We start from the raw sequence: 18,216 nt of genomic DNA, 5'->3' as shown, positions 1-18,216 counted from the left end.
CGGGCCCGCATGGTGCTCCGGGTGCTGGAACGCCGCGGCATCGGCACCGGCAAGTCCTGGGACCGCATCACCGAGTGCACCGACCCCGAAACCCTNGACCGCTGGCTCGACCGCGCATTCACCGTCTCCACCGCAGACGAACTGTTCCACGACGACTGAACCACCCACGGGCCCGCGCGGACGAGCGCGGGCCCGGCAAGGCTCACCGGTGGCGTGTAGCCCCGAGGTACACCAGGCAGACCACGGCCAGGGCGGTGCACGTGCCCAGCGCCGCCGGGGCGCCGCCCCATGGGAGGAGGACCCCGCACAGCGCGGTGCCGAGGGCGATGCCCGCGTAGAGGGCGGACGCGTTGAGGCCGACGACAACGGCGGTCTCCTCCGGAGCCGCGTTGATCAGGCGGAGCTGCTGGAGCGGCGTCTGGAACCAGGTGCTCATCCCCCAGCCGAGCATCAGCGCCCCCGCCAGCACGGGCCAGTGCGCGCCAGAGGCGGTCGCCCAGGTGAACACGCCCAGGGTGACGGCGAGCGCCACGTACCCCACTGCCAGCACCGGGACCGGACCGTGACGGTCCCCCGCGGCGCCAGCCACGAGGTTGCCGATGACCGCCCCGACCCCGTACAGGAACAGCAGCCAGGTCTCCGCCGACGCCCCCACGCCCAGCGCCCGCAGGACGGGAACGGTGTACGCGTACAGCCCGTAGCTGGCGGTCAGGCCCAGGACGGACAGCGGCAGCACCGTCACCACGCCCGGTCGGCGCAAAGCGGCGAGACGCCGCCGCAAGGCGAGGTGCGGGGCGCCGGACAGCGCGGGCATGACGAGGCGGACCCCCACGGCGCACACCGCGCACAGCGCCGCCACCAGGCCCAGGGTGACCCGCCAGTCGAGGACCCTCCCGGCGGCGTTGCCCAGCGGCACGCCCAGCGCCGTGGCCACGGTGAGGCCGCCGACCACCACGGCCAGCGCACGGGCCCGCTGCGCGGGGGAGACCAGCGCGGACGCGACCGCGCCGGCGTTGGGCGTGAACGCGGCGGCGCCGACCGCGGCGAGCACGCGGGTGGCCATCAACACCGGATAGCTGGGGGCGAGCGCCGAGCCCAGGTTGGCAAGCGCCAGCACCACCAACGCCGCCACCAGCAGGGCGCGCCGCGGCACCCGGGCGGCGGCGGTGGCCAACACCGGCGCGAGCACGGCGTAGGCGATGGCGAAGACGGTCGCGGACTGTCCTGCCGCCCCCTCGGAGACGTTCAGGGAGTCAGCCATCGCGGGCAGGAACCCGGCGACCACGAAGGCGTCGGTGCCGACGGCGAAGGTGCCCAGCGCCAGGACCAGGGTGGCCCCGAGCCCGCGCGGGGCGGGTTCGGCCGCTGCGGTCCGCGATCGATCAGGGACACCTGATATCCCTTTTCCTTGCGCGCTCGTCCTCACGACCACCGGCTCCTCCCCCGTCAGTCAGTCATGTTCCGGTAGTTCCTCAGCGTGCGTTCCCCGCTCCGCGGGGCAAGGGCCATCAGGTCGGCGATGGTCTGGCCCGCCAGCTCCCGGCGCCAGGCCAACTCGGCGCGACGCATGGCGACGGCGACCCCACAGGGCTGTACGAACTCGCTGTCACCACCCAGGGACCCCGCGCCGCGCTGGCGGATCTCGGAGCACCCGAACAGTTCGGCCGGGCCCTCCAAGGCGGTGACCACGTCCAGCAAGGTGATCTGCTCCGGCGCCCTGGCTAGGGAGAACCCACCCCTGACCCCCGGAGTCGAGGCCAGGATGCCAGCGCGGGCCAGCGCCTGGAGCCGCTTCTTCAGGTACTCCTGCGGCAGGTCGAACCACGTGGCGAGCCGACGGATCGGGACCGGCCCCTCACCCTGCAACCAGGCGAGCGTCGCGCAACAGTGCACTCCCCATTCGACCCCCTCGCCCATCCTCATGAAAGGGGACCCTACATGTCCTTGATCGCTGGTCCACCGCCTGCCGGGACGCTCCCCCACCGTGACGCTCCTCACGTTGGCCCGTTGTGCGCCGCACGTCACACCGGTGACGGCCCGCGGGTCACCACACTGGCGACACGCGACGGAGGTATGTGACCCATGGACGAGCAGGAATTCCTGGCGGAACGGTTCGAGCAGCACCGGAGCCGTCTGCGTGCGGTGGCCTACCGGCTGCTCGGCTCGCTGGCCGAGGCCGACGACGCCGTTCAGGAGACATGGCTCCGGATCACCCGCGCCGGCACCGACGGGGTGGAGAACCTCGACGGGTGGATGACCACGATCGTCGCCCGGATCTCGTTGAACATGTTGCGCTCCCGGTCCACCCGCGCCGAGAAACCCCTGGAAGGCACCCGACTGCCCGACCCGGTCGTGACCCGCTACGACGAGGTCGATCCCGAACAGCAGGTGCTGCTGGCGGACTCGGTCGGCCTCGCGCTCCTCGTGGTGCTGGACACGCTCAGCCCGGCCGAACGGCTGGCGTTCGTGCTGCACGACACGTTCGGGCTGCCGTTCGACGAGATCGCCCCCGTCGTCGGACGCACCCCCGCGGCCACCCGGCAACTCGCCAGCCGCGCCCGCCGCCGTGTCCGGGGGGCGGCCCCTGACCCGGACGCCGACGTGACGCGTCAGCGCGAGGTCGTGGACGCCTTCCTCGCCGCGGCCAGGGACGGCGACTTCGAAGGTCTGCTCGCGGTCCTCGACCCCGACGTGGTGCTCCGCTCCGACCCCGGAACCGAGAAGCCGTCGGTCCTCGTCCGGGGCGCCGCGACAATCGCCGCAGGGGCCGTGACCTACGGCCACCTGGCCAGGTCCAGCCACGCGGTCCTGGTCAACGGCGCCGCGGGGGTCGTGGCGGTGTCCGAGGGACGGGCGATCTCGCTGATGGCGTTCACCGTGAGGCACGGCAGGATCGTCGCCATCGATGCCCTCTCCGACCCCGAGCGCCTCGGCCGGCTTGACCTGGCAGCGCTGGGCCTTTGACGGCTGCCGCCGGAGTCGGTCAACGGGCCGTGAACTCCCCGGCCTTGATGCCGCGTATCAGCGCCTGGAACTGGTCGCGGCTGACGGCGAGCACCGCGTCCGGCTGCGCACTCTCCCGCAGCCGCACGGTGCCGTCGGGGGCGGCGGCGACATTGACGCAGTTGATGGCGTCGCCGCAGTAGGACGATGTGTGCCAGTTGAGTTCGGGAGTGTTCGACATCGTTCATCCGCTCTCTGCAACGCGGCGCAGGAAGGCACGCGATTCTGATGGGTTGAGTGCGCTCGCTTCCATACGGTCCAGCAGAGTGCGGTACTTCGCCAACTGGGCTTCTGAGTCAAGGAACTCAACTCCGTGATTACTGTCGATCAACACGGTGTCGAGCTGGGGCACGGGACCGTGCGCCTGATCCACTCCCTGGCCGCTGCCGGGGAAAGCCGTTGCTCCGAATGGCACGACCAGGACCGTAATGCCCTCACGTTCGCTCATGCTCACCAGGTGATCGCGTTGGGCTCGGCTCGTGGCTGTCCCACCGACCCCCATCCGCAGCGCAGCTTCGTGGATGACCGCCGTGTACGGCGTCGGTTTCTCCCGGTAGAGGATCGCTTGCCCGACCATGACATACGGAGTCAACGACCCAGCCGAGGCATCACAGGCGTGGTCGGTCAGCGGGCCGGGAACTCTCCCGCCTTGATGCCGCGTATCAGCGCCCGGAACTGGTCGCGGCTGACGGCGAGCACCGCGTCCGGCTGCGCACTCTCCCGCAGCCGCACGGTGCCGTCGGGGGCGGCGGCGACGTTGACGCACGAGTTGCCCTCGCCGCAGTAGGAGGACTTCTGCCAGTCGTAGGTGGACATGTTTTCCCTTCACAGGTTGCGGATGATGCTGAAGATGAGGTCGCGCGACTTCTCCGGACCGAGTGCTACCGCTGCCATCCGGTCGAGGAGGACGCGGTACTTGTTCAACTGTGCTTCGGCGTCCAGGAGCACGGAACCGTGTGACTGGTCGAGTTGCACGGTGTCGAGCTGCGGGACCGGGCCCTGCGCATAACAGACTGACTGTCCTGAGCCCGGATACGCCCCGGCGTCGAAGGGCAACACCACCACGGTGACGTGTTCTCGCTCACTCATGTCCACGATGTGCTGAAGCTGCTTGCGGGTGACTCCCGCACCACCGAACTTCATGCGGAGTGCGGCCTCGTGAACGGTCGCGTGATACGGCGTCGGAGGGTCCCGGAAAAGGATCGCCTGACGCTTGGCACGGTGGGACACGCGATGCTCCACCTCTGGTGGCGCGAGCGCTGGCACGACCTGGCTGAACACCTCCCGCGCGTGGTCCGGTACCTGGAGCAGACCGGGGATGTGCGCGGTGTCGGCGGTGCGCAGCCGTATCGCATGGTGTTCCAGTTCGGCGAGGTCGAGCAGGCCGGTCGGCAGGACCTCCCGGTACTCCTCCCACCAACCCCTTCTGCGCTCTCCGGTCATCGCCACCAGAGCCTCGACCAGTGCCTGGTCAGCGCAGGAGTAGTTGCGCGCCAGGGCACGCACTCGCTGGGCGCTCAACCCGAAACGGCCGGTTTCGATGTTGCTGATGGTCGCCTGGTTGGCTCCGAGCATCTCCCCCGCCTCACGCGCAGTCAGCCCAGCGCGTTCTCTCAGCTTGCGGAGCTCAAGCCCCAAGCGCAGTTGGCGTGCCGTGGGGGCGGTCCGGGGCGCCATGGTCATCCCAGCCTTCACTCAAACGAGTAACTACCTAATAGATTCCACCGAGTTCGTAGAATCCATCAGACCTACTCGCTACCGTCTGACGCACTCCACTCAACTCCGCTCCTCCCCAGGAGGTTTCCCATGGAGTTCGTCTACGCCTGCAACTACCTCGCGATCCCCGCGCTCCCCGCGTCGCCCGGGCCACCCTGCGGGCTGTGCTGTCCTCCCACGGACTCACCGCGTGCCTCCCCGACGCCGAGCTGCTGACCAGCGAAATGGTCACCAACGCCGTTCTGCACTCGGCCGGTCCGTCATCCCTGCGGGTGCACGGCACGGACAACGAGGGCCGGGTACGGGTCAGCGTCTGGGACAGCAACCCTGACGTGCCATCCACCTTCCACCGGGCCGTGGCCCCACACGCCCCTTCCGACGGCACCGACCTGGAGGCCGACGGAGGGCGCGGCCTCCTCCTCGTCCGGCGTTGCGCCGCCGACTGGGGCGGGCACGCGGCGGACGGGGGGCCGGCCGACAACGGTCGTCACGGCAAACTGCTCTGGTTCGACGTTCGGGGCTAGCCACGCTCAGGCGCCGGGACGAGTCGTTCCTGATCGGGGTGATCGGCGTGATCGGGGTGGACGGGGTCCACGTCACCGGTCGGGACCCGGGCCGCCGGCCGGACCAGCGCCGCTGCGGTCACCAGGGCCAGCCCGCCGGCGGTGAGGAGCTGGACGCGGTGGTCCAGGCCGGCCACCATGCCGGTGCCGATGAGCAGGCCGAGCCCGGCCGGGGTGAAGATCAGCGTGTTGGCCGTGGCCGCGACGCGGCCGAGGAGCGCGTCCGGGGTTTCCCGTTGCAGCGCGGTGAGGGCGGCGAGCAGCGGGCACGGCAGGCCGAGTCCGACCAGCAGGCTGCCGAGGACGACGCCCGGCGTCCACGGAACGGCCCGCAGGAGGCAGCCCAGGGCGAACGCCGCTGTGCCTGCGGCGGCGAAGGCCCGTTCGGGGACCCGGCGCAGCAGGGCGCCGGAGGTGAGCCCGCTGACCACCGAGCCCAGTCCCTGGGACGCGGTGAGGACCCCGGCGAAGGCCGGCGTCAGCCCCAGGCCCACGTCCAGCAGCGCGTAGGTGGCGGTGCTGCTCAGGCTGGACGCCAACAGGGCCACGCCTCCGGTGAGGACCAGTGGGCGGAGCGTCGCGTGGCTCCACAGGTAGCCGACGCCGGCCCCGAGTTCCTTCCGCCATGGGCGTCGGCTCGGCGCGGGAGCGGCCTCACGGGTCCGGATCAGGGCGAAGACCAGCGCGGTGGCGAGGAAGGTGAGGGAGTCAAGCAGGGCCACCGCGTGTCCGCCCGCGAGGGCGAACAGACCAGCGCCGGCCAGTGGGGCGAGCAGCTTGGCGCTCTCCAGAGCGGTCCGTACCAGGCCGTTGAGGTGGCCTCGCAGTTCGGCGGGGACGATGGCCGTCAGCAGCGCGACCTCGGCGGCGTCGGCGAGCACGGTGCCCGCGCCTACCAGGCCGAGCACCACGAACAGCAGCCAGACGTGCTGTTCGGAGCGGACGGCCAGCGGAAGGATCAGCACCCCGGCGAGGGCCAGGTTGGTGCCGATCAGCAACGGCCGACGGCGGACCCGGTCCGCGACCGTGCCGATGGCCGGACCGGCGAAGGTCGGGAGCCAGAAGCAGAAGCCGACCAGGGCGGCGAGGCTGTCCGAGCCGGTGAGCGTCTTGACCCAGATGCCCGCAGCGAGCGACATCGCCGTGTCCCCGAAGGCCGACACGGTGCGTCCGCCCAGGTAGAGAGCGGTGTCGCGGTCACGCAGGATCAGCAGGAGGTTGCCGTCCACTCCCCTCCCTCCATCGCCGGCAGACTACCCCCAATCATTTGCTAGGGGGAGCCCGAAGGGCCCGACGGGACCGCTCGGTCTGCGTTTTACTGGCCCGTGTGACCGACATCGACCCCGTCCTGCGCGCACTCGCCCACCCGTTGCGGCTGCGGATGATGACCCTGATGTGGCCCGGCCCGATGTCCGCCGCCGAACTCGCCAGGGAACTCGACGTCTCCCACGCCCTGGCCAGCCAGCACCTGCGCCGGCTGGACGCGGTGGGGCTGGTGGAACTGGCCGAGGAACGCGTCCGGCGCGGCGGGCGGGAACGCCGTTACCGGGCCGTCGCCGGCTCACCGCTGTCCGACCGGCGGGAGGGCTCCCCGCTGCTGGCCGAGGTCCTGGCACACACCCTGCGGGAACGGGCCGTCCACCGCTCCCTCGAAGGGCAGGGGGTGACGGTGGACGCCGAGCTGTGGCTTGACCCGGAGGTGTGGCAGCAGGCGCTCGACCGGCTGACGGCCGTCTTCGACGAGTTGCACGCGGCGGCCCGAACGCCGCGCTCACCCGGCACCGTTCCGGTCGGCCTCACCGTGATGGCCTTCCCCATGCGCCGGGACGGGGACTGAACACGCCGGCTGCGCCGGGACGGGGACTGAACGCCGGGCGTCAGCTCCTGCCCGCCGCCCTGGTGCCCACCACCACCGTCGCCTGGTACTCCTGCGAGCGGGCCACCTCGGTCAGCAGACCGCCGAGGGTCATGGCGCGCACGGTCAGGTGGGCCTGGCTCCGGCTGGTCTCGATCAACAGCCGCCCGCCGGGGGCCAGCCAGCGGGCCGCCCGTGCGGTGACCCGTCGCTGCACCTCGAGGCCGTCCGCACCGCCGTCCAGGGCCACCCTCGGCTCGTGCTCGCGGGCCTCCACCGGCAACAGCTCGATCTCCTCCGTGGGCACGTAGGGGGCGTTGACCACCAGCACGTCCACGCGGCCGACCAGGTCAGCCGGCAGGGGTTGGTACAGGTCACCCTGGTACACCCGGCCACCGACGGCGGCGACGTTGGTCCTGGCGCAGCGCACCGCGGTGGGGTCGATGTCCACGGCGTGCAGCTCCACGGTGTTCCGGTCCGCGCCCTGGCGGTCTGGCCGCAGGGCCGCGGCCAACGCCACGCCCACGGCCCCCGACCCGCAGCACAGGTCAACCACCACCGGACGCCGGGACGGGTCCCCGGGACGCGGCAGGCCCGCCGCGGCCTGGTGGACCAGGAACTCGGTGCGCGGCCTGGGCACGAAGACCCCCGGAGTCACCGTGACCCGCGAACCGCAGAACTCCGCCCAGCCCAGCACGTGTTCCAGGGGCAGGCCGTCGATCCGCCGCCGCACGAGGGCGGCGAGTTCGTCGGGGGTTCGTGCGGCGGCGACCAGCAGGCGCGCCTCGTCCTCGGCGAAGACGCAACCCGCGGCCCGCAGGCGGTCGATGACGGACGGCGGGACGGTCAGGGGAAGAGAGGGTGGGGACACGGGCATGGGAGCCTCCCGGGAGAAGGAAGAGCACCCTGGGCGCGCCACCTATCCGACGGGAACGAGGCGGCCGTGGGCCAAGGGCACCGGGCGTGGCACAGCGGTGATGGGTCCCACCTCCTCGATCGCGGCCGTACGGGAACAGCCACCATACCCGAGCCGGGTACGGCGCCCCCGGTGGTCGCGGCGGACGTCCACGGGGGAGCGCCGTCCCGGGCTACAGCGGCACGGACTCCGCAGGGGGCTCGGACGCCGGGTCCCCGTCCGGGGGCGGGGTGGGGGCGCCGGGCAACCGCAGCCGGGCGACCGTGCCGCCGCCCGGGGCCGGACCGAGGGTGACGGTGCCGCCGGTCTGGCGGACGGTGCGGGCGACGATGGACAGGCCGAGCCCACTGCCCGGCAGGCTCCTGGCCGACTCCGAGCGCCAGAAACGGTGGAAGACGTGCGGCAGGTCCACCGCCGGGATGCCGGGGCCGTGGTCCCGCACCGACAGCTCACCGGCTGCCAGCCGCACCTGCACCACACCGCCAGGCGGGCTGAACTTCACCGCGTTGTCCAGCAGGTTCACCACCGCCCGTTCCAGCGCCGCCGGATCGCCCCGGGCGTACCACGGGGCCAGGTCCACGCGCAGGGACAAGCCGGGGCCGCGCAACCTGACCCGTTCCAGGGCGCGTTCGACCACCTGGTGCAACGCCACCACGCCCGGTGCTGCCCCTGACGCCCCGGCCGGCCGGGACAGCTCCAGGAGGTCCCCGACGAGGCTGGTCAGCTCCCTCATCTGGGCGCGCACGCTGACCAGCAGGGTGCGCCGGTCGTCCGCCGGCAGCGGCCGGCCGGTCCGCTCGCTGCGCAGCAGCAGGTCCACGTTGGTGCTCAGCGACGTCAACGGGGTGCGCAACTCGTGGCCGGCGTCCGCGACCAGTTGTCGCTGGCGCTCCCGGGAGGAGGCCAGTGCGCGGGTCATGGTGTTGAACGAGCTGCTCAGCCGGGCGATCTCGTCCCGGCCGCGCACCGGGATCGACGTGCTCAGGTCCTCCGTCCTGGCGATGTACTCGACCGCGTCGATCAGCCCGTTCACGGGACGCAACCCGGTCCTGGCGACCAACAGCCCCGCCGCGCCGGCGCCCACCACCCCCACGGCGGCGACCGCCGTGAGGAGCAGCGCCAGGCTGTGCAGGGCGTCCTCGGTCTCCTTCAGCGGTCGGGCCACCGACACCGCGGCCCCGATGTTCGGGCTGAACACGGTGTAGACCCGCATCCGCCGCCCGTCGTCGGTCGTGCCGTCGTGCAGCGCGGTGGGGCGCTCCCCCGCCGCGACCGCCCGGTCGGCCTCCTGCACCCGCACCGGGCTCACCCCGCTCAGCGGGCACCGTTGGCCGTCCGCCAGCACCAACTGCGTCGCCGACTGGTCCAGCGGAGCCCGCAGGAGCACCTTTCCCGGCGGCGGACCAGGACAGCCGTTGCGCAGCAGCGGAACGAGCGCCGCGGGCTTGGCGTTGCTCACCAGTGCGTCGTCCAGCTCACCGAGGAGTTTCTGCCGGGTGATGAGCCAACACGCGAACGCGGACGCGGCCACCGCCGCCGCGACCGCCAACGCGGTCAGCAGGGCCAGCCGGGAGCGCAGGGGCAGCGACCTGATCATCCGTCTGCCCGCAGCACGTAGCCGACCCCGCGCACGGTGTGCACCAGGCGGGGCAGGCCACCGGCCTCCGTCTTGCGCCGCAGGTACATCACGTAGACGTCGAGGGAGTTGGAGGTCGGCTCGAAGTCGAAGCCCCACACCATCCGCAGGATCTGGTGCCGGGTGAGGACCCGACGGGGGTGTGAGAGGAACAGTTCCAGCAGGGCGAACTCGGTGCGGGTGAGCTCCACCGGCCGGCCGGCCCGGGTGACCTCCCGGCTGGCCACGTCCATCCGCAGGTCGTCGAAGGCCAGGACGTCGCGGGTGTCCGGGGCGGCGTTGAGCGCGCTGCGCCGCAGCAGTGCCCGCACCCTGGCCAGCAGTTCGTCCAGTTCGAAGGGTTTCACCAGGTAGTCGTCGGCGCCGGCGTCGAGCCCGGTGACCCGGTCGCCGACGGTGTCCCGGGCGGTGAGCATCAGCAGCGGCACGGCCGAGCCGGAGGCGCGCAGCCGGCGGGCGGTGGTGAGCCCGTCCATCCGGGGCATCAGCACGTCCAGGAGGACGACGTCCGGCGGAGCCGCGGCGATCTGGTCCAGGGCGGCCAGGCCGTCGCCGGCGAGGTGCACCTGGTACCCCTCGAAGTGCAGGCTTCGGCGCAGTGCTTCGCGGACGGCGGGTTCGTCGTCCACGACGAGGATCTGGGCGGGTTCGCCGTTGTCGCTCATGTCCGCCCATTGTCCGTGGGCACGGATAAGGACGGGCTCAAGAGGACCGGATCAGGAGAACGGCCCCCAGGAACGGCCTTAGCGTCAACTGGCTCACGAGGACTGGCTCACGAGGACGGTGGGAACGGAGCGGGGGGGTGAGGAGTCCGGCTGTCAGGGCCGACGGGGTGGCTCGCCGCAGCCGCAGGAGCGGCGCACGACGAGCTGGGACGGGAACTGCCGCACCCGCTGCCGCAGGCCCGTCGTCGCCTGAGGGGTGTCGTCGAGGACGAGGTCCACCGCGGCCCGGGCCATGGCCTGGCGGTCGGAGGAGACCGTGGTCAGCGGCGGGTCGGTCAGCGCCGCCTCCTTGACGTCGTCGAAACCGGCCACGGCCAGGTCGCGGGGCACCTCGAGACCGAGTTCCCTGGCGGCCCGCAGCACCCCGATGGCCTGGTCGTCGGTGGCGCAGACGACGGCCGGCGGCCGGTCAGGGCCGCTGAGCAGGTCCAGGGCGGCGCGGTAGGTGTCGTACCGGTTGAACGGGGACTGGAACAACCGTCCCTCGGTGGGGTGACCCGCCTCCTCCATCGCCCGCCGCCAGCCTTCGACGTGGTCGGTCACCGGGTCGCCGACGTCGGGGGTGGTGTCCGGACCGCCGAGGCAGGCGACGTAGGGGTGGCCGTGCTCCAGCAGGTGGCGGGTGGCGAGCAGGGCACCGCCGATGTCGTCGGTGAGCACCGCCACGTCGTCGATCGCCTCTGGCCTGCGGTGCAGCAGAACGACCCGGGCGTCCCACGCCGCGATCTCCTCCGCGGCGTGCTCGGAAGGGCCCTGGCTGATCAGGATCAGGCCGGAGACCCGCATCCCCAGGAACGCGCGGAGGTAGTGCACCTCGCGCTCGTCCAGGTAGTCGCTGTTGCCTATGAGTACGATCTTGCCGCGCTCGGCGGCGGCCTGTTCCACCGCGTGCGCCATCTCGGCGAAGAACGGCTGTCTGGCGTCGGGCAGCACCAGCCCTATCAGGTCGGTGCGGCGGCTGGCCATCGCCTGGGCGACCCGGTCCGGCCGGTAGCCGAGCTGTTTGATCGCGGCGAGCACCCGCTCCCGGGTGGCCGGGGCGACCGGCCGGGGTCCATTGTTGATGACGTAGCTGACGACCGCGGTCGAGGTCCCCGCAAGCCTGGCCACATCGTCGCGCGTCACCTTGGGCACGGGGGCAAGTCTACGCGGGTTTACCGACACCGTTCCCGCCCCGTCCGCTCACTGGGACCGGCGGGCCGCCGAGGCACCCGCCGCGGAGGGCCGCCCGGAGCCTTCCGCCCCGTTCTCGCCGCCGCCGGCGGCACCCGCACCACCCACGCCGCCCTGACGCCCCCCGGAGCCCTGCCCGCGCGAGGGCTGGTGTTCCGACTTGTCCGGGATCACGAAACGGTAGCCGACGTTGCGGACCGTGCCGATCAGCGACTCGTGCTCGGGGCCGAGCTTGGCGCGCAGCCGCCGCACGTGCACGTCCACGGTCCGGGTGCCGCCGAAGTAGTCGTAGCCCCAGACCTCCTGGAGGAGCTGCGCCCGGGTGAAGACCCGCCCCGGGTGCTGGGCGAGGTACTTCAGGAGTTCGAACTCCTTGAACGTCAGGTCGAGCACCCGGCCCCTGAGTTTCGCGCTGTAGGTGGCCTCGTCCACGGACAGGTCGCCGTTGCGGATCTCCGTCGGGACGTCGTCGGTGACGATGTCCTGCCGACCGAGCGCCAGCCGCAGCCTGGCCTCCACCTCAGCGGGCCCCGCGGTGTCCAGCAGCACGTCGTCGACGCCCCATTCGGCGGTGACGGCGGCCAGCCCGCCCTCGGTGACCACCAGCAGCAGCGGGCAGCCGGGCCCGGTGGACCGCAGCAGTTGGCACAGGCTGCGGACCTGCGTGAGGTCGCGGCGGCCATCAACGAGGATCACGTCCGCGCCGGGTGTGTCCACGAGCGCTGCGCCTTCTGCCGGGGCGACCCGCACGTGGTGCAGCAGCAGGCCCAGCGCGGGCAGCACCTCCGCCGACGACTGCAGGGTGTTGGTCAGGAGCAGCAGGGAGCTCACCGGCGTGCACCCCCGCGTTCGGAAGGCACGCGGGGCGCACGGTCGGCGACCCGGTGCGGGCACCGCCCACCGCGTCTGTGGTCCGGAACACTTCTCCTGCCCATGTGAACCTCCTCGGTCCCCGCGCGGACTCCTGCTGCGTCACTCCCGGCCGGAAAGCGCGAAGGGACCCGGTGGCAACGCTGCCCGGATCCCTCTGCCCAGCACAATAACCCACATGAGCCCCGAAGCGGAGATCGAGAAAATGCATGTTCGGGCAGTTTCGCGGGGTTTGGTGACGGCGTCGCGAGGGCCGCTGCCCGGGCGCGCGGTACTCCTCACCGATGACGGGGTGCCCATCGAGGCGGCCCATCTTCCGGTGGCCCCGTCGGCCGTTCCGGGGGAGCGCCGGGACGAGGTGGCCGGGGGCGCAGGGCTGGCGATCGTGGTGGCCCACGGGTTCACCGGGGCGCTCGGCCGGCCCGCGGTACAACGGGCAGCACGGGTGTTCGCCGAGTTCGGGGGCGTGGTGACGTTCTCCTTCCGGGGACACGGTCGGTCCGGTGGACGGTCCACGGTGGGTGATCGGGAGGTGCTCGACCTGGACGCGGCGGTGCGCTGGGCGCGCTCGCTCGGCTACCGCAGGGTGGCCACGGTCGGCTTCTCCATGGGTGGCTCGGTGGTGCTGCGGCACGCGGGGACGGAGCGGGAGGGCACACGGGGGATCGGGGCCCGGGTGGCTGCCGGAGCCGCGGACGCGGGTGCGGCCCCGCGGACGGGGAAGGGCCCCTGGCCGGCGGCACGGAAGCACGAGGAGGCGCACGTTGCCGCGGTGGTCTCGGTGAGCGCGCCGGCGCGCTGGTACTACCGCGGGACGGCTCCCATGCGCCGGTTGCACTGGGTGGTGACCCGACCTGGTGGTCGGCTGGTGTCCCGGATCGCCCTGGGCACCCGGGTGCACCCGCGCGAGTGGGATCGGGTGCCACTCCCCCCGGTCAGGGCGGTGGCCGACATCCGCTGTCCGCTGTTGGTGGTGCACGGCGACCGGGACGCCTACTTCCCACTGGACCACCCCCGGTCGCTCGCCGCGGCCGCCGGTGACTCCTGCGAACTGTGGGTGGAGCGGGGGTTCGGTCACGCGGAGAACGCGGCTGGGCCGGCGCTGCTCCGGCGGATCGGCGGCTGGCTGGTGGAGCGGACCCGCTGACCTGGGAAGTTCCCGGGTTATCCACAGGGCGTTGCGAGGGGGTCACCAACAGGCGCCATGATGGACCCACGGTCCCGCGAGAGGGCGGGGGTCCGCGGGCGCGGGGCCGGGTCAAGCACCGGCACCGGCAGACGCATGAGCACGCACGCAGTCGGAACGAGGAGCCGTCATGGCCGCACAAGTCGGGGACCAGTTCCCCGGCGGCACCATCCGTTACTGGGCCGCTGCCCGATCGGCGGCGGGGACGGCCGAGGAGCCGTACCGCGCCGAGACGCTCGCCGACGCGCTGGCCGCGGCCAGGGAGCGCCACCAGGGCCGGCCGGAGTTCGCACGGGTGCTGGCCGCCTGCTCGTTCCTGGTGGACGGCGATCCGGTGGGCGCGAGGGACCACCGCGACGTGAAGCTGGTCGATGGCGGCACGGTCGAGGTCCTGCCGCCGTTCGCTGGAGGGTGAGGACAGGCGCGATGGCAACGTCCGAATGGGATCAGTCACAGCAGCGGGCACACCGCCCACCGCCGCACCCGTACCAGCAGGGGCATCCCGAGGGGTTCCCCCCGGCCGACGGCCACCTGACCGGCGGCCACCCCGCCCCGGCACACCCGGGCGAGCCCTACGCCGGCGGCCCCGCGGGGCAGCAGGGACACCCGGCCCCCGCCGGGGGAGGCCAGCCGTACGGCTACCCACCCCAGGGGGACCAGCCGCATGGAGCCTTCCCGCACGGGGACCAGCCGTACGGCTACCCGCCCCAGGGAGACCAGGCGTACGGCAACCTCCCGCGCGGAGACCAGCCGTACGGCTCCCCGACGCACGGGGACCAGGCGTACGGGTACCTCCCGCACGAGGGGGCGCCCCCCGCGGGCCCGCCGCCGTCCCCCGCACACCCCACTCCCGCCGGGCCGCCCCACGGCGGCCCGGCGCACGGACACCCGGCGCACGGCGGCCCGGCGCACGGAGTCGGGCAGGGGCTTGACGACGTCACCCGGCCCATGCCCAAGGTCGCCGCCCCGCAGGCCGCGGCCGTCCGACCGTCCGGCGGCGCTCCAGGTCGGCACCGGCTCCCCGGGGCGCCCGATGCCGGGGCGACATCCCACCGCCAGGCAGCCGACTCCCCGCTCGTCACGGCCCCGCCCGCCGCGACGACCGCCACCGTCAGCCCACCGTCGCCGTCCGCGCCGCCCGGGGCCCCGGCGCGGACCGGGTCTCCGATCATCGAGCCGGGGATACAGCCGGCACTGATCACGGCCGGTCTCTGCCTGTTGCTCGGGTTGACCGCCGGGCTGTCCCGGCCGGGGCTCGCCGTGGCGGCCGTGCTGCTCCAGGCGGTCACCGCGGCCGGGGTGTTCCGCCTCAACGGCATGTGGCCGGCCCGGCAGGGCATCGCCCTCGCCTTCGCCGGAGGGCTCACCGCCGACGTGGTGATGCTCGCCCTCGACGGGGAGCACGCCCCCGCGGTGGCCATCGGCACCCTCGGGGTGTGGTTCCTCCTCGTCCTGGTGCTCCAACTGCGCCACCGCGGCGGGCCTGACGAGCGGCTCTACGCCCTCACCGTCACCATGACCTCCGCCACCGCCACGGTGCTCGCCTCCGGCCTGGTCGCGGCCTGGAGCGTCGGCGCCCAGGGCAGCGAGGGCGAGGAGTGGGCCACCGGCGCCCCCGTGCTGATAGGCGTGGCCGCCGTCGGCGCGGCCGTGCTGGTCCGGGCGCTTCCGCTGCCGTTGGCGGCGTCCGTGGCGGCGTCCCTGGCCGCTGCCACGGGGGCCGGGGCGATCGCCGGCGGGTACGTCGACGTCGGCGCGGGCGGCGGCGCTCTGACCGCTCTCCCCGTGGGCTGCGCCGCACTGATCGGGCACCGCCTGGCCAGTTACGACTTCCCCTCCCGGTTCGTGCACTTCACCGCCGGGGTGTCGCTGCCACTGGCCGTAGCGGCGCCGGTCGTGTACGTGATGGGGAGGGTTGTGGCGGGATAGTGCCGTTAGGCTCAGGTGAAACCACCTGGGGGAACTCACATGCGAGTCGCACGTCCACTGCTGATCACGCTTGTTGTGCTCTGCGTCCTCTTCATCGCCGCCGACCGCATCGCCGTGACGGTGGCCGAGTCCATGGCCGCGGACGAGTTGAAGAACTCCCGGCAGGTGGACGGCGACCCGGACGTCTCCATCGACGGCTTCCCCTTCCTCACCCAGTTGGCGTTCGGGGAGCTGGACGAGGTGCACGCCTCGGCCAAGGGCCTGCGGGCGAACGGCTCGGACGGCTCCTCGGTGCGGATCACCAAGTTCACGGCCAACCTGCACAGCGTCTCGTTCTCCAGCGGCTTCTCGGCCGCCACCGCCGACCGCGCGACGGGGACCGCGCTGATCAGTTACGAGGACCTGTCCGCCGCCGCACCGGCCGGGGTCACCCTCAGCTACGGCGGCGAGAGCGACAAGGCGGGGGTGAGCGAGGTCAAGGTCTCCAGCAACGTCCCGCTTCTGGGCAACCTGAGCCTGGTCAGCGAGATCAAGCTGGTGGACGGCGACACGGTGCAGGTCCGCGCGAAGTCCATACCGGGCGAGGACCGCTCACCGGAGATGGAGGACCGGGTGCGCCAGCACACCGACTTCTCGAAGCAGATCACCGGGCTCCCGGACGGCCTCGAGCTGACCCAGGTCCGGGCGGAGCCCGAGGGAATCGCCATCACCCTGGAGGGTTCCCGGGTGTCCCTCACCAACGTGTCCGTGAACTGAGACATGATCCCGGGGAGCAGGGGCACCCAACTCGAGGGACCGGATTCGCGTGGACTCTGGAATCTCTCGCTATTTGGACAAATCTGTCTCGGCATCTGATATCACCATGACAAGCAGCACGAGACCTCCCTACGATCGAGGCCATGAGGCGACAGGCGGTGCTGACCAGGCGGCGGGCGATTGACCTGTGCCGCACGGGCGCCTGCCTGTGTCGAATGTGCATTCGAATGCCCTGAAGAGCCGGGCCGTGCCGCCACATCCGTGGCCCCGCATGACGTTTCCCCGCCTCTCCCACCGCCGCAGCGCGCTGTCCGCCGCCCCCGCCGCGTGACGAGAAGCGCCCCGCCGCACGCCGGAACCCCCATGGAGCCGACGATCCGTCGCGGTTAGCGCCGCACCCTGCCCCCCCGAGGAGACAACCATGAGCCGTAGCGACGTCCTCGTGGACGCCGACTGGGTCCAGAGCCACCTCGATGACCCCAAGGTGGTCGTCGTGGAGGTTGACGAGGACACCTCGGCCTACGACAAGAACCACATCCGCAACGCCGTGAAGATCGACTGGAGGCAGGACCTCCAGGACCCGGTGCGCCGCGACTTCATCGACAGGGCCGGCTTCGAAGCGCTGCTCTCCTCCCGGGGCATCGCCAACGACGACACCGTGGTCCTCTACGGCGGCAACAACAACTGGTTCGCGTCCTACGCCTACTGGTACTTCAAGCTCTACGGCCACGGCCCGGTCAAGCTGCTCGACGGCGGTCGCAAGAAGTGGGAGCTGGACTCCCGGGAGCTGGTCGCCGAGGTCCCGAGCCGTCCGGCCACCCAGTACCGGGCCAAGGAGCAGGACCCGTCCATCCGGGCGTTCCGCGACGACGTGGTGGCCGCCATCGGCAAGCTGAACCTGGTGGACGTGCGTTCGCCCGACGAGTTCTCCGGGCGTCTGCTCGCCCCGGCGCACCTGCCCCAGGAGCAGTCCCAGCGCCCCGGCCACGTGCCGTCGGCCCGCAACATCCCGTGGTCCAAGAACGCCAACGACGACGGCACCTTCAAGTCCGACGAGGAACTGCGGGCGCTCTACGAGGCCGAGGCCGTCGATCTGGGCAAGGACACCATCGCCTACTGCCGCATCGGCGAGCGCTCCGCCCTCACCTGGTTCGTCCTGCACGAGCTGCTCGACCAGCCGAACGTGAAGAACTACGACGGCTCGTGGACCGAGTACGGCTCCCTGGTCGGCGTGCCCATCGAGGTCGGCTCCGGCGAGTGACCCGGTCACGACCGGACGTTCCAGCCCGGGGCGTCGCAGCCCTCGGGCGTTCCAGACCCCAACCGAAGGAAGAGCAAGGACCATGTGTGGAGCGAAGGCAGGCGGCCCCGACCTGGCGGGCATCGGCGCGGAGGAAACCATCATCCAGGGTTCGGTGACCAGGGGCGGCGAGCCGGTCAGCGGCTACGTGCGGCTGCTGGACGACGGCGGTGAGTTCACCGCCGAGGTGCCGACCTCGGCGTCCGGGCAGTTCCGGTTCTTCGCCGCCCCGGGCACCTGGACCCTGCGCGCCCTGGTCCCCGGGGCCACGGCGGACCGGACCGTGGTGCTGGCCGAGAAGGGCGCCCGGGCCGAGGTCGCCATCGCCGTCTGACGGCCCCGGCGCGACCGGACGCTCCGCGCACGGTGACCCCGCGTCGCCGTGGGCGGGCGCCCGCGCGGTCCACATCCCGCGCAAGGACCGCCATCCCGCGCAAGGACCGCGCCTCGCACGCAAAGACGGCGTCTCACTCAACGAGACCGCGTCTCGTGGCGTCACTGCCGGCCGACGGCCACGGGACGCGGACCCGTCCCCCGAGTCCCGTCCCCGCGTTCCCGGCCCCCTGCCGAACGGGGTCCTGTGGCGGG

The 18,216-nt window shown here is 72.3% G+C and carries 21 protein-coding genes; 9 read left to right on the top strand and 12 right to left on the bottom strand.

Features of this window, described 5'->3' with window-relative positions:
- Positions 1 to 202: 202 nt before the first annotated feature.
- Positions 203 to 1,426 (bottom strand): MFS transporter, encoded by a 1,224-nt coding sequence (locus A3IG_RS0123940; RefSeq protein WP_236719050.1) that lies wholly within the window; start codon positions 1,424 to 1,426, stop codon positions 203 to 205.
- 20 nt (positions 1,427 to 1,446) lie between these two features.
- On the bottom strand, positions 1,447 to 1,923 hold the full coding sequence (locus tag A3IG_RS0123935; protein WP_018386133.1) for an RrF2 family transcriptional regulator: 477 nt from the start codon (positions 1,921 to 1,923) through the stop codon (positions 1,447 to 1,449).
- 159 nt (positions 1,924 to 2,082) lie between these two features.
- On the opposite strand from A3IG_RS0123935, the gene A3IG_RS0123930 reads away from it, so the two are divergent.
- Positions 2,083 to 2,964, top strand: a complete 882-nt coding sequence (locus A3IG_RS0123930; protein WP_018386132.1) for a sigma-70 family RNA polymerase sigma factor — start codon at positions 2,083 to 2,085, stop codon at positions 2,962 to 2,964.
- A gap of 19 nt (positions 2,965 to 2,983) precedes the next feature.
- Here the strand turns inward: A3IG_RS0123930 and A3IG_RS0123925 are convergent, their stop codons facing one another.
- Genes A3IG_RS0123925 through A3IG_RS0123910 form a run of 4 tightly spaced genes read right to left on the bottom strand, consistent with a single transcriptional unit; the run spans position 2,984 to position 4,680 of the window.
- Positions 2,984 to 3,184, bottom strand: coding sequence for a DUF397 domain-containing protein (locus tag A3IG_RS0123925; protein ID WP_018386131.1), 201 nt, complete (start codon positions 3,182 to 3,184; stop codon positions 2,984 to 2,986).
- A gap of 3 nt (positions 3,185 to 3,187) precedes the next feature.
- A complete protein-coding gene (locus tag A3IG_RS31075; protein ID WP_157862234.1) occupies positions 3,188 to 3,595 on the bottom strand; it encodes a DUF5753 domain-containing protein in 408 nt (135 codons plus the stop codon).
- Positions 3,596 to 3,627: 32 nt separating this feature from the next.
- Positions 3,628 to 3,819, bottom strand: a complete 192-nt coding sequence (locus tag A3IG_RS0123915) for a DUF397 domain-containing protein (RefSeq protein WP_018386129.1) — start codon at positions 3,817 to 3,819, stop codon at positions 3,628 to 3,630.
- A gap of 9 nt (positions 3,820 to 3,828) precedes the next feature.
- Positions 3,829 to 4,680 carry a helix-turn-helix domain-containing protein gene (locus A3IG_RS0123910; protein ID WP_026220603.1) on the bottom strand — a complete coding sequence of 284 codons (852 nt, stop codon included), beginning with the start codon at positions 4,678 to 4,680 and terminating at the stop codon, positions 3,829 to 3,831.
- A 203-nt stretch (positions 4,681 to 4,883) separates the two neighbouring features.
- On the opposite strand from A3IG_RS0123910, the gene A3IG_RS31070 reads away from it, so the two are divergent.
- Positions 4,884 to 5,243 carry an ATP-binding protein gene (locus tag A3IG_RS31070; RefSeq protein ID WP_018386127.1) on the top strand — a complete coding sequence of 120 codons (360 nt, stop codon included), beginning with the start codon at positions 4,884 to 4,886 and terminating at the stop codon, positions 5,241 to 5,243.
- Here the strand turns inward: A3IG_RS31070 and A3IG_RS31065 are convergent.
- Positions 5,240 to 6,511 (bottom strand): MFS transporter, encoded by a 1,272-nt coding sequence (locus A3IG_RS31065; protein WP_018386126.1) that lies wholly within the window; start codon positions 6,509 to 6,511, stop codon positions 5,240 to 5,242. The genes A3IG_RS31070 and A3IG_RS31065 overlap by 4 nt on opposite strands.
- 98 nt (positions 6,512 to 6,609) lie before the next feature.
- Between A3IG_RS31065 and A3IG_RS0123895 the strand changes: the two genes are divergently transcribed.
- Positions 6,610 to 7,119 (top strand): ArsR/SmtB family transcription factor, encoded by a 510-nt coding sequence (locus tag A3IG_RS0123895; protein ID WP_018386125.1) that lies wholly within the window; start codon positions 6,610 to 6,612, stop codon positions 7,117 to 7,119.
- Positions 7,120 to 7,159: 40 nt separating this feature from the next.
- On the opposite strand, the gene A3IG_RS0123890 is transcribed toward A3IG_RS0123895, so the two are convergent.
- The 5 genes from A3IG_RS0123890 to A3IG_RS0123870 form a co-directional block, all read right to left on the bottom strand.
- Positions 7,160 to 8,014, bottom strand: a complete 855-nt coding sequence (locus A3IG_RS0123890) for a putative protein N(5)-glutamine methyltransferase (protein ID WP_018386124.1) — start codon at positions 8,012 to 8,014, stop codon at positions 7,160 to 7,162.
- A 211-nt stretch (positions 8,015 to 8,225) separates the two neighbouring features.
- A complete protein-coding gene (locus A3IG_RS0123885; RefSeq protein ID WP_018386123.1) occupies positions 8,226 to 9,650 on the bottom strand; it encodes a HAMP domain-containing sensor histidine kinase in 1,425 nt (474 codons plus the stop codon).
- Entirely contained in the window at positions 9,647 to 10,354 is a 708-nt protein-coding gene (locus A3IG_RS0123880; RefSeq protein WP_018386122.1) for a response regulator transcription factor, read from the bottom strand. Before A3IG_RS0123880 ends, A3IG_RS0123885 begins: the two co-directional genes overlap by 4 nt.
- Before the next feature lie 153 nt (positions 10,355 to 10,507).
- A complete protein-coding gene (locus A3IG_RS0123875) occupies positions 10,508 to 11,548 on the bottom strand; it encodes a LacI family DNA-binding transcriptional regulator (protein WP_018386121.1) in 1,041 nt (346 codons plus the stop codon).
- A gap of 48 nt (positions 11,549 to 11,596) precedes the next feature.
- Positions 11,597 to 12,418: a response regulator transcription factor gene (locus A3IG_RS0123870; protein ID WP_018386120.1), complete on the bottom strand. Its 822-nt coding sequence runs from the start codon at positions 12,416 to 12,418 to the stop codon at positions 11,597 to 11,599.
- 244 nt (positions 12,419 to 12,662) lie between these two features.
- Here A3IG_RS0123870 and A3IG_RS0123865 point away from each other — a divergent pair, with 244 nt between their 5' ends.
- The 6 genes from A3IG_RS0123865 to A3IG_RS0123835 all read left to right on the top strand — a co-directional run bounded on the left by A3IG_RS0123865 (position 12,663) and on the right by A3IG_RS0123835 (position 17,962).
- A complete protein-coding gene (locus tag A3IG_RS0123865) occupies positions 12,663 to 13,604 on the top strand; it encodes an alpha/beta hydrolase (protein ID WP_078500898.1) in 942 nt (313 codons plus the stop codon).
- A 169-nt stretch (positions 13,605 to 13,773) separates the two neighbouring features.
- Complete coding sequence (locus A3IG_RS0123860) at positions 13,774 to 14,058, top strand: MoaD/ThiS family protein (RefSeq protein WP_018386118.1); 285 nt, start codon at positions 13,774 to 13,776, stop codon at positions 14,056 to 14,058.
- An 11-nt stretch (positions 14,059 to 14,069) separates the two neighbouring features.
- Positions 14,070 to 15,572 (top strand): hypothetical protein, encoded by a 1,503-nt coding sequence (locus A3IG_RS0123850; protein WP_078500896.1) that lies wholly within the window; start codon positions 14,070 to 14,072, stop codon positions 15,570 to 15,572.
- Positions 15,573 to 15,611: 39 nt separating this feature from the next.
- Entirely contained in the window at positions 15,612 to 16,328 is a 717-nt protein-coding gene (locus A3IG_RS0123845; protein WP_018386115.1) for an LmeA family phospholipid-binding protein, read from the top strand.
- Between the two features lie 421 nt (positions 16,329 to 16,749).
- Entirely contained in the window at positions 16,750 to 17,589 is an 840-nt protein-coding gene (locus A3IG_RS0123840) for a sulfurtransferase (protein WP_018386114.1), read from the top strand.
- 82 nt (positions 17,590 to 17,671) lie between these two features.
- Positions 17,672 to 17,962 (top strand): DUF1416 domain-containing protein, encoded by a 291-nt coding sequence (locus tag A3IG_RS0123835; RefSeq protein WP_018386113.1) that lies wholly within the window; start codon positions 17,672 to 17,674, stop codon positions 17,960 to 17,962.
- Positions 17,963 to 18,216: the final 254 nt, after the last annotated feature.

It is taken from the genome of Wenjunlia vitaminophila DSM 41686, assembly GCF_000380165.1.
In the GTDB taxonomy this organism is placed as follows: Bacteria; Actinomycetota; Actinomycetes; order Streptomycetales; family Streptomycetaceae; genus Wenjunlia; species Wenjunlia vitaminophila.
The sequence above is the reverse complement of the archived record's forward strand: the minus strand, read 5'-3'. Positions and strand labels throughout refer to the sequence as shown.

Excerpts from the sequence above, each read along its gene's own strand:
- A3IG_RS0123935 (WP_018386133.1), bottom strand. The coding sequence starts at position 1,923 with ATGAGGATGGGCGAGGGGGTCGAATGGGGAGTGCACTGTTGCGCGACG.
- A3IG_RS0123930 (WP_018386132.1), top strand. The coding sequence starts at position 2,083 with ATGGACGAGCAGGAATTCCTGGCGGAACGGTTCGAGCAGCACCGGAGC.
- A3IG_RS0123925 (WP_018386131.1), bottom strand. The coding sequence starts at position 3,184 with ATGTCGAACACTCCCGAACTCAACTGGCACACATCGTCCTACTGCGGC.
- A3IG_RS0123915 (WP_018386129.1), bottom strand. The coding sequence starts at position 3,819 with ATGTCCACCTACGACTGGCAGAAGTCCTCCTACTGCGGCGAGGGCAAC.
- A3IG_RS0123910 (WP_026220603.1), bottom strand. The coding sequence starts at position 4,680 with ATGGCGCCCCGGACCGCCCCCACGGCACGCCAACTGCGCTTGGGGCTT.
- A3IG_RS0123890 (WP_018386124.1), bottom strand. The coding sequence starts at position 8,014 with ATGCCCGTGTCCCCACCCTCTCTTCCCCTGACCGTCCCGCCGTCCGTC.
- A3IG_RS0123885 (WP_018386123.1), bottom strand. The coding sequence starts at position 9,650 with ATGATCAGGTCGCTGCCCCTGCGCTCCCGGCTGGCCCTGCTGACCGCG.
- A3IG_RS0123880 (WP_018386122.1), bottom strand. The coding sequence starts at position 10,354 with ATGAGCGACAACGGCGAACCCGCCCAGATCCTCGTCGTGGACGACGAA.
- A3IG_RS0123865 (WP_078500898.1), top strand. The coding sequence starts at position 12,663 with ATGCATGTTCGGGCAGTTTCGCGGGGTTTGGTGACGGCGTCGCGAGGG.
- A3IG_RS0123860 (WP_018386118.1), top strand. The coding sequence starts at position 13,774 with ATGGCCGCACAAGTCGGGGACCAGTTCCCCGGCGGCACCATCCGTTAC.
- A3IG_RS0123850 (WP_078500896.1), top strand. The coding sequence starts at position 14,070 with ATGGCAACGTCCGAATGGGATCAGTCACAGCAGCGGGCACACCGCCCA.
- A3IG_RS0123845 (WP_018386115.1), top strand. The coding sequence starts at position 15,612 with ATGCGAGTCGCACGTCCACTGCTGATCACGCTTGTTGTGCTCTGCGTC.
- A3IG_RS0123840 (WP_018386114.1), top strand. The coding sequence starts at position 16,750 with ATGAGCCGTAGCGACGTCCTCGTGGACGCCGACTGGGTCCAGAGCCAC.
- A3IG_RS0123835 (WP_018386113.1), top strand. The coding sequence starts at position 17,672 with ATGTGTGGAGCGAAGGCAGGCGGCCCCGACCTGGCGGGCATCGGCGCG.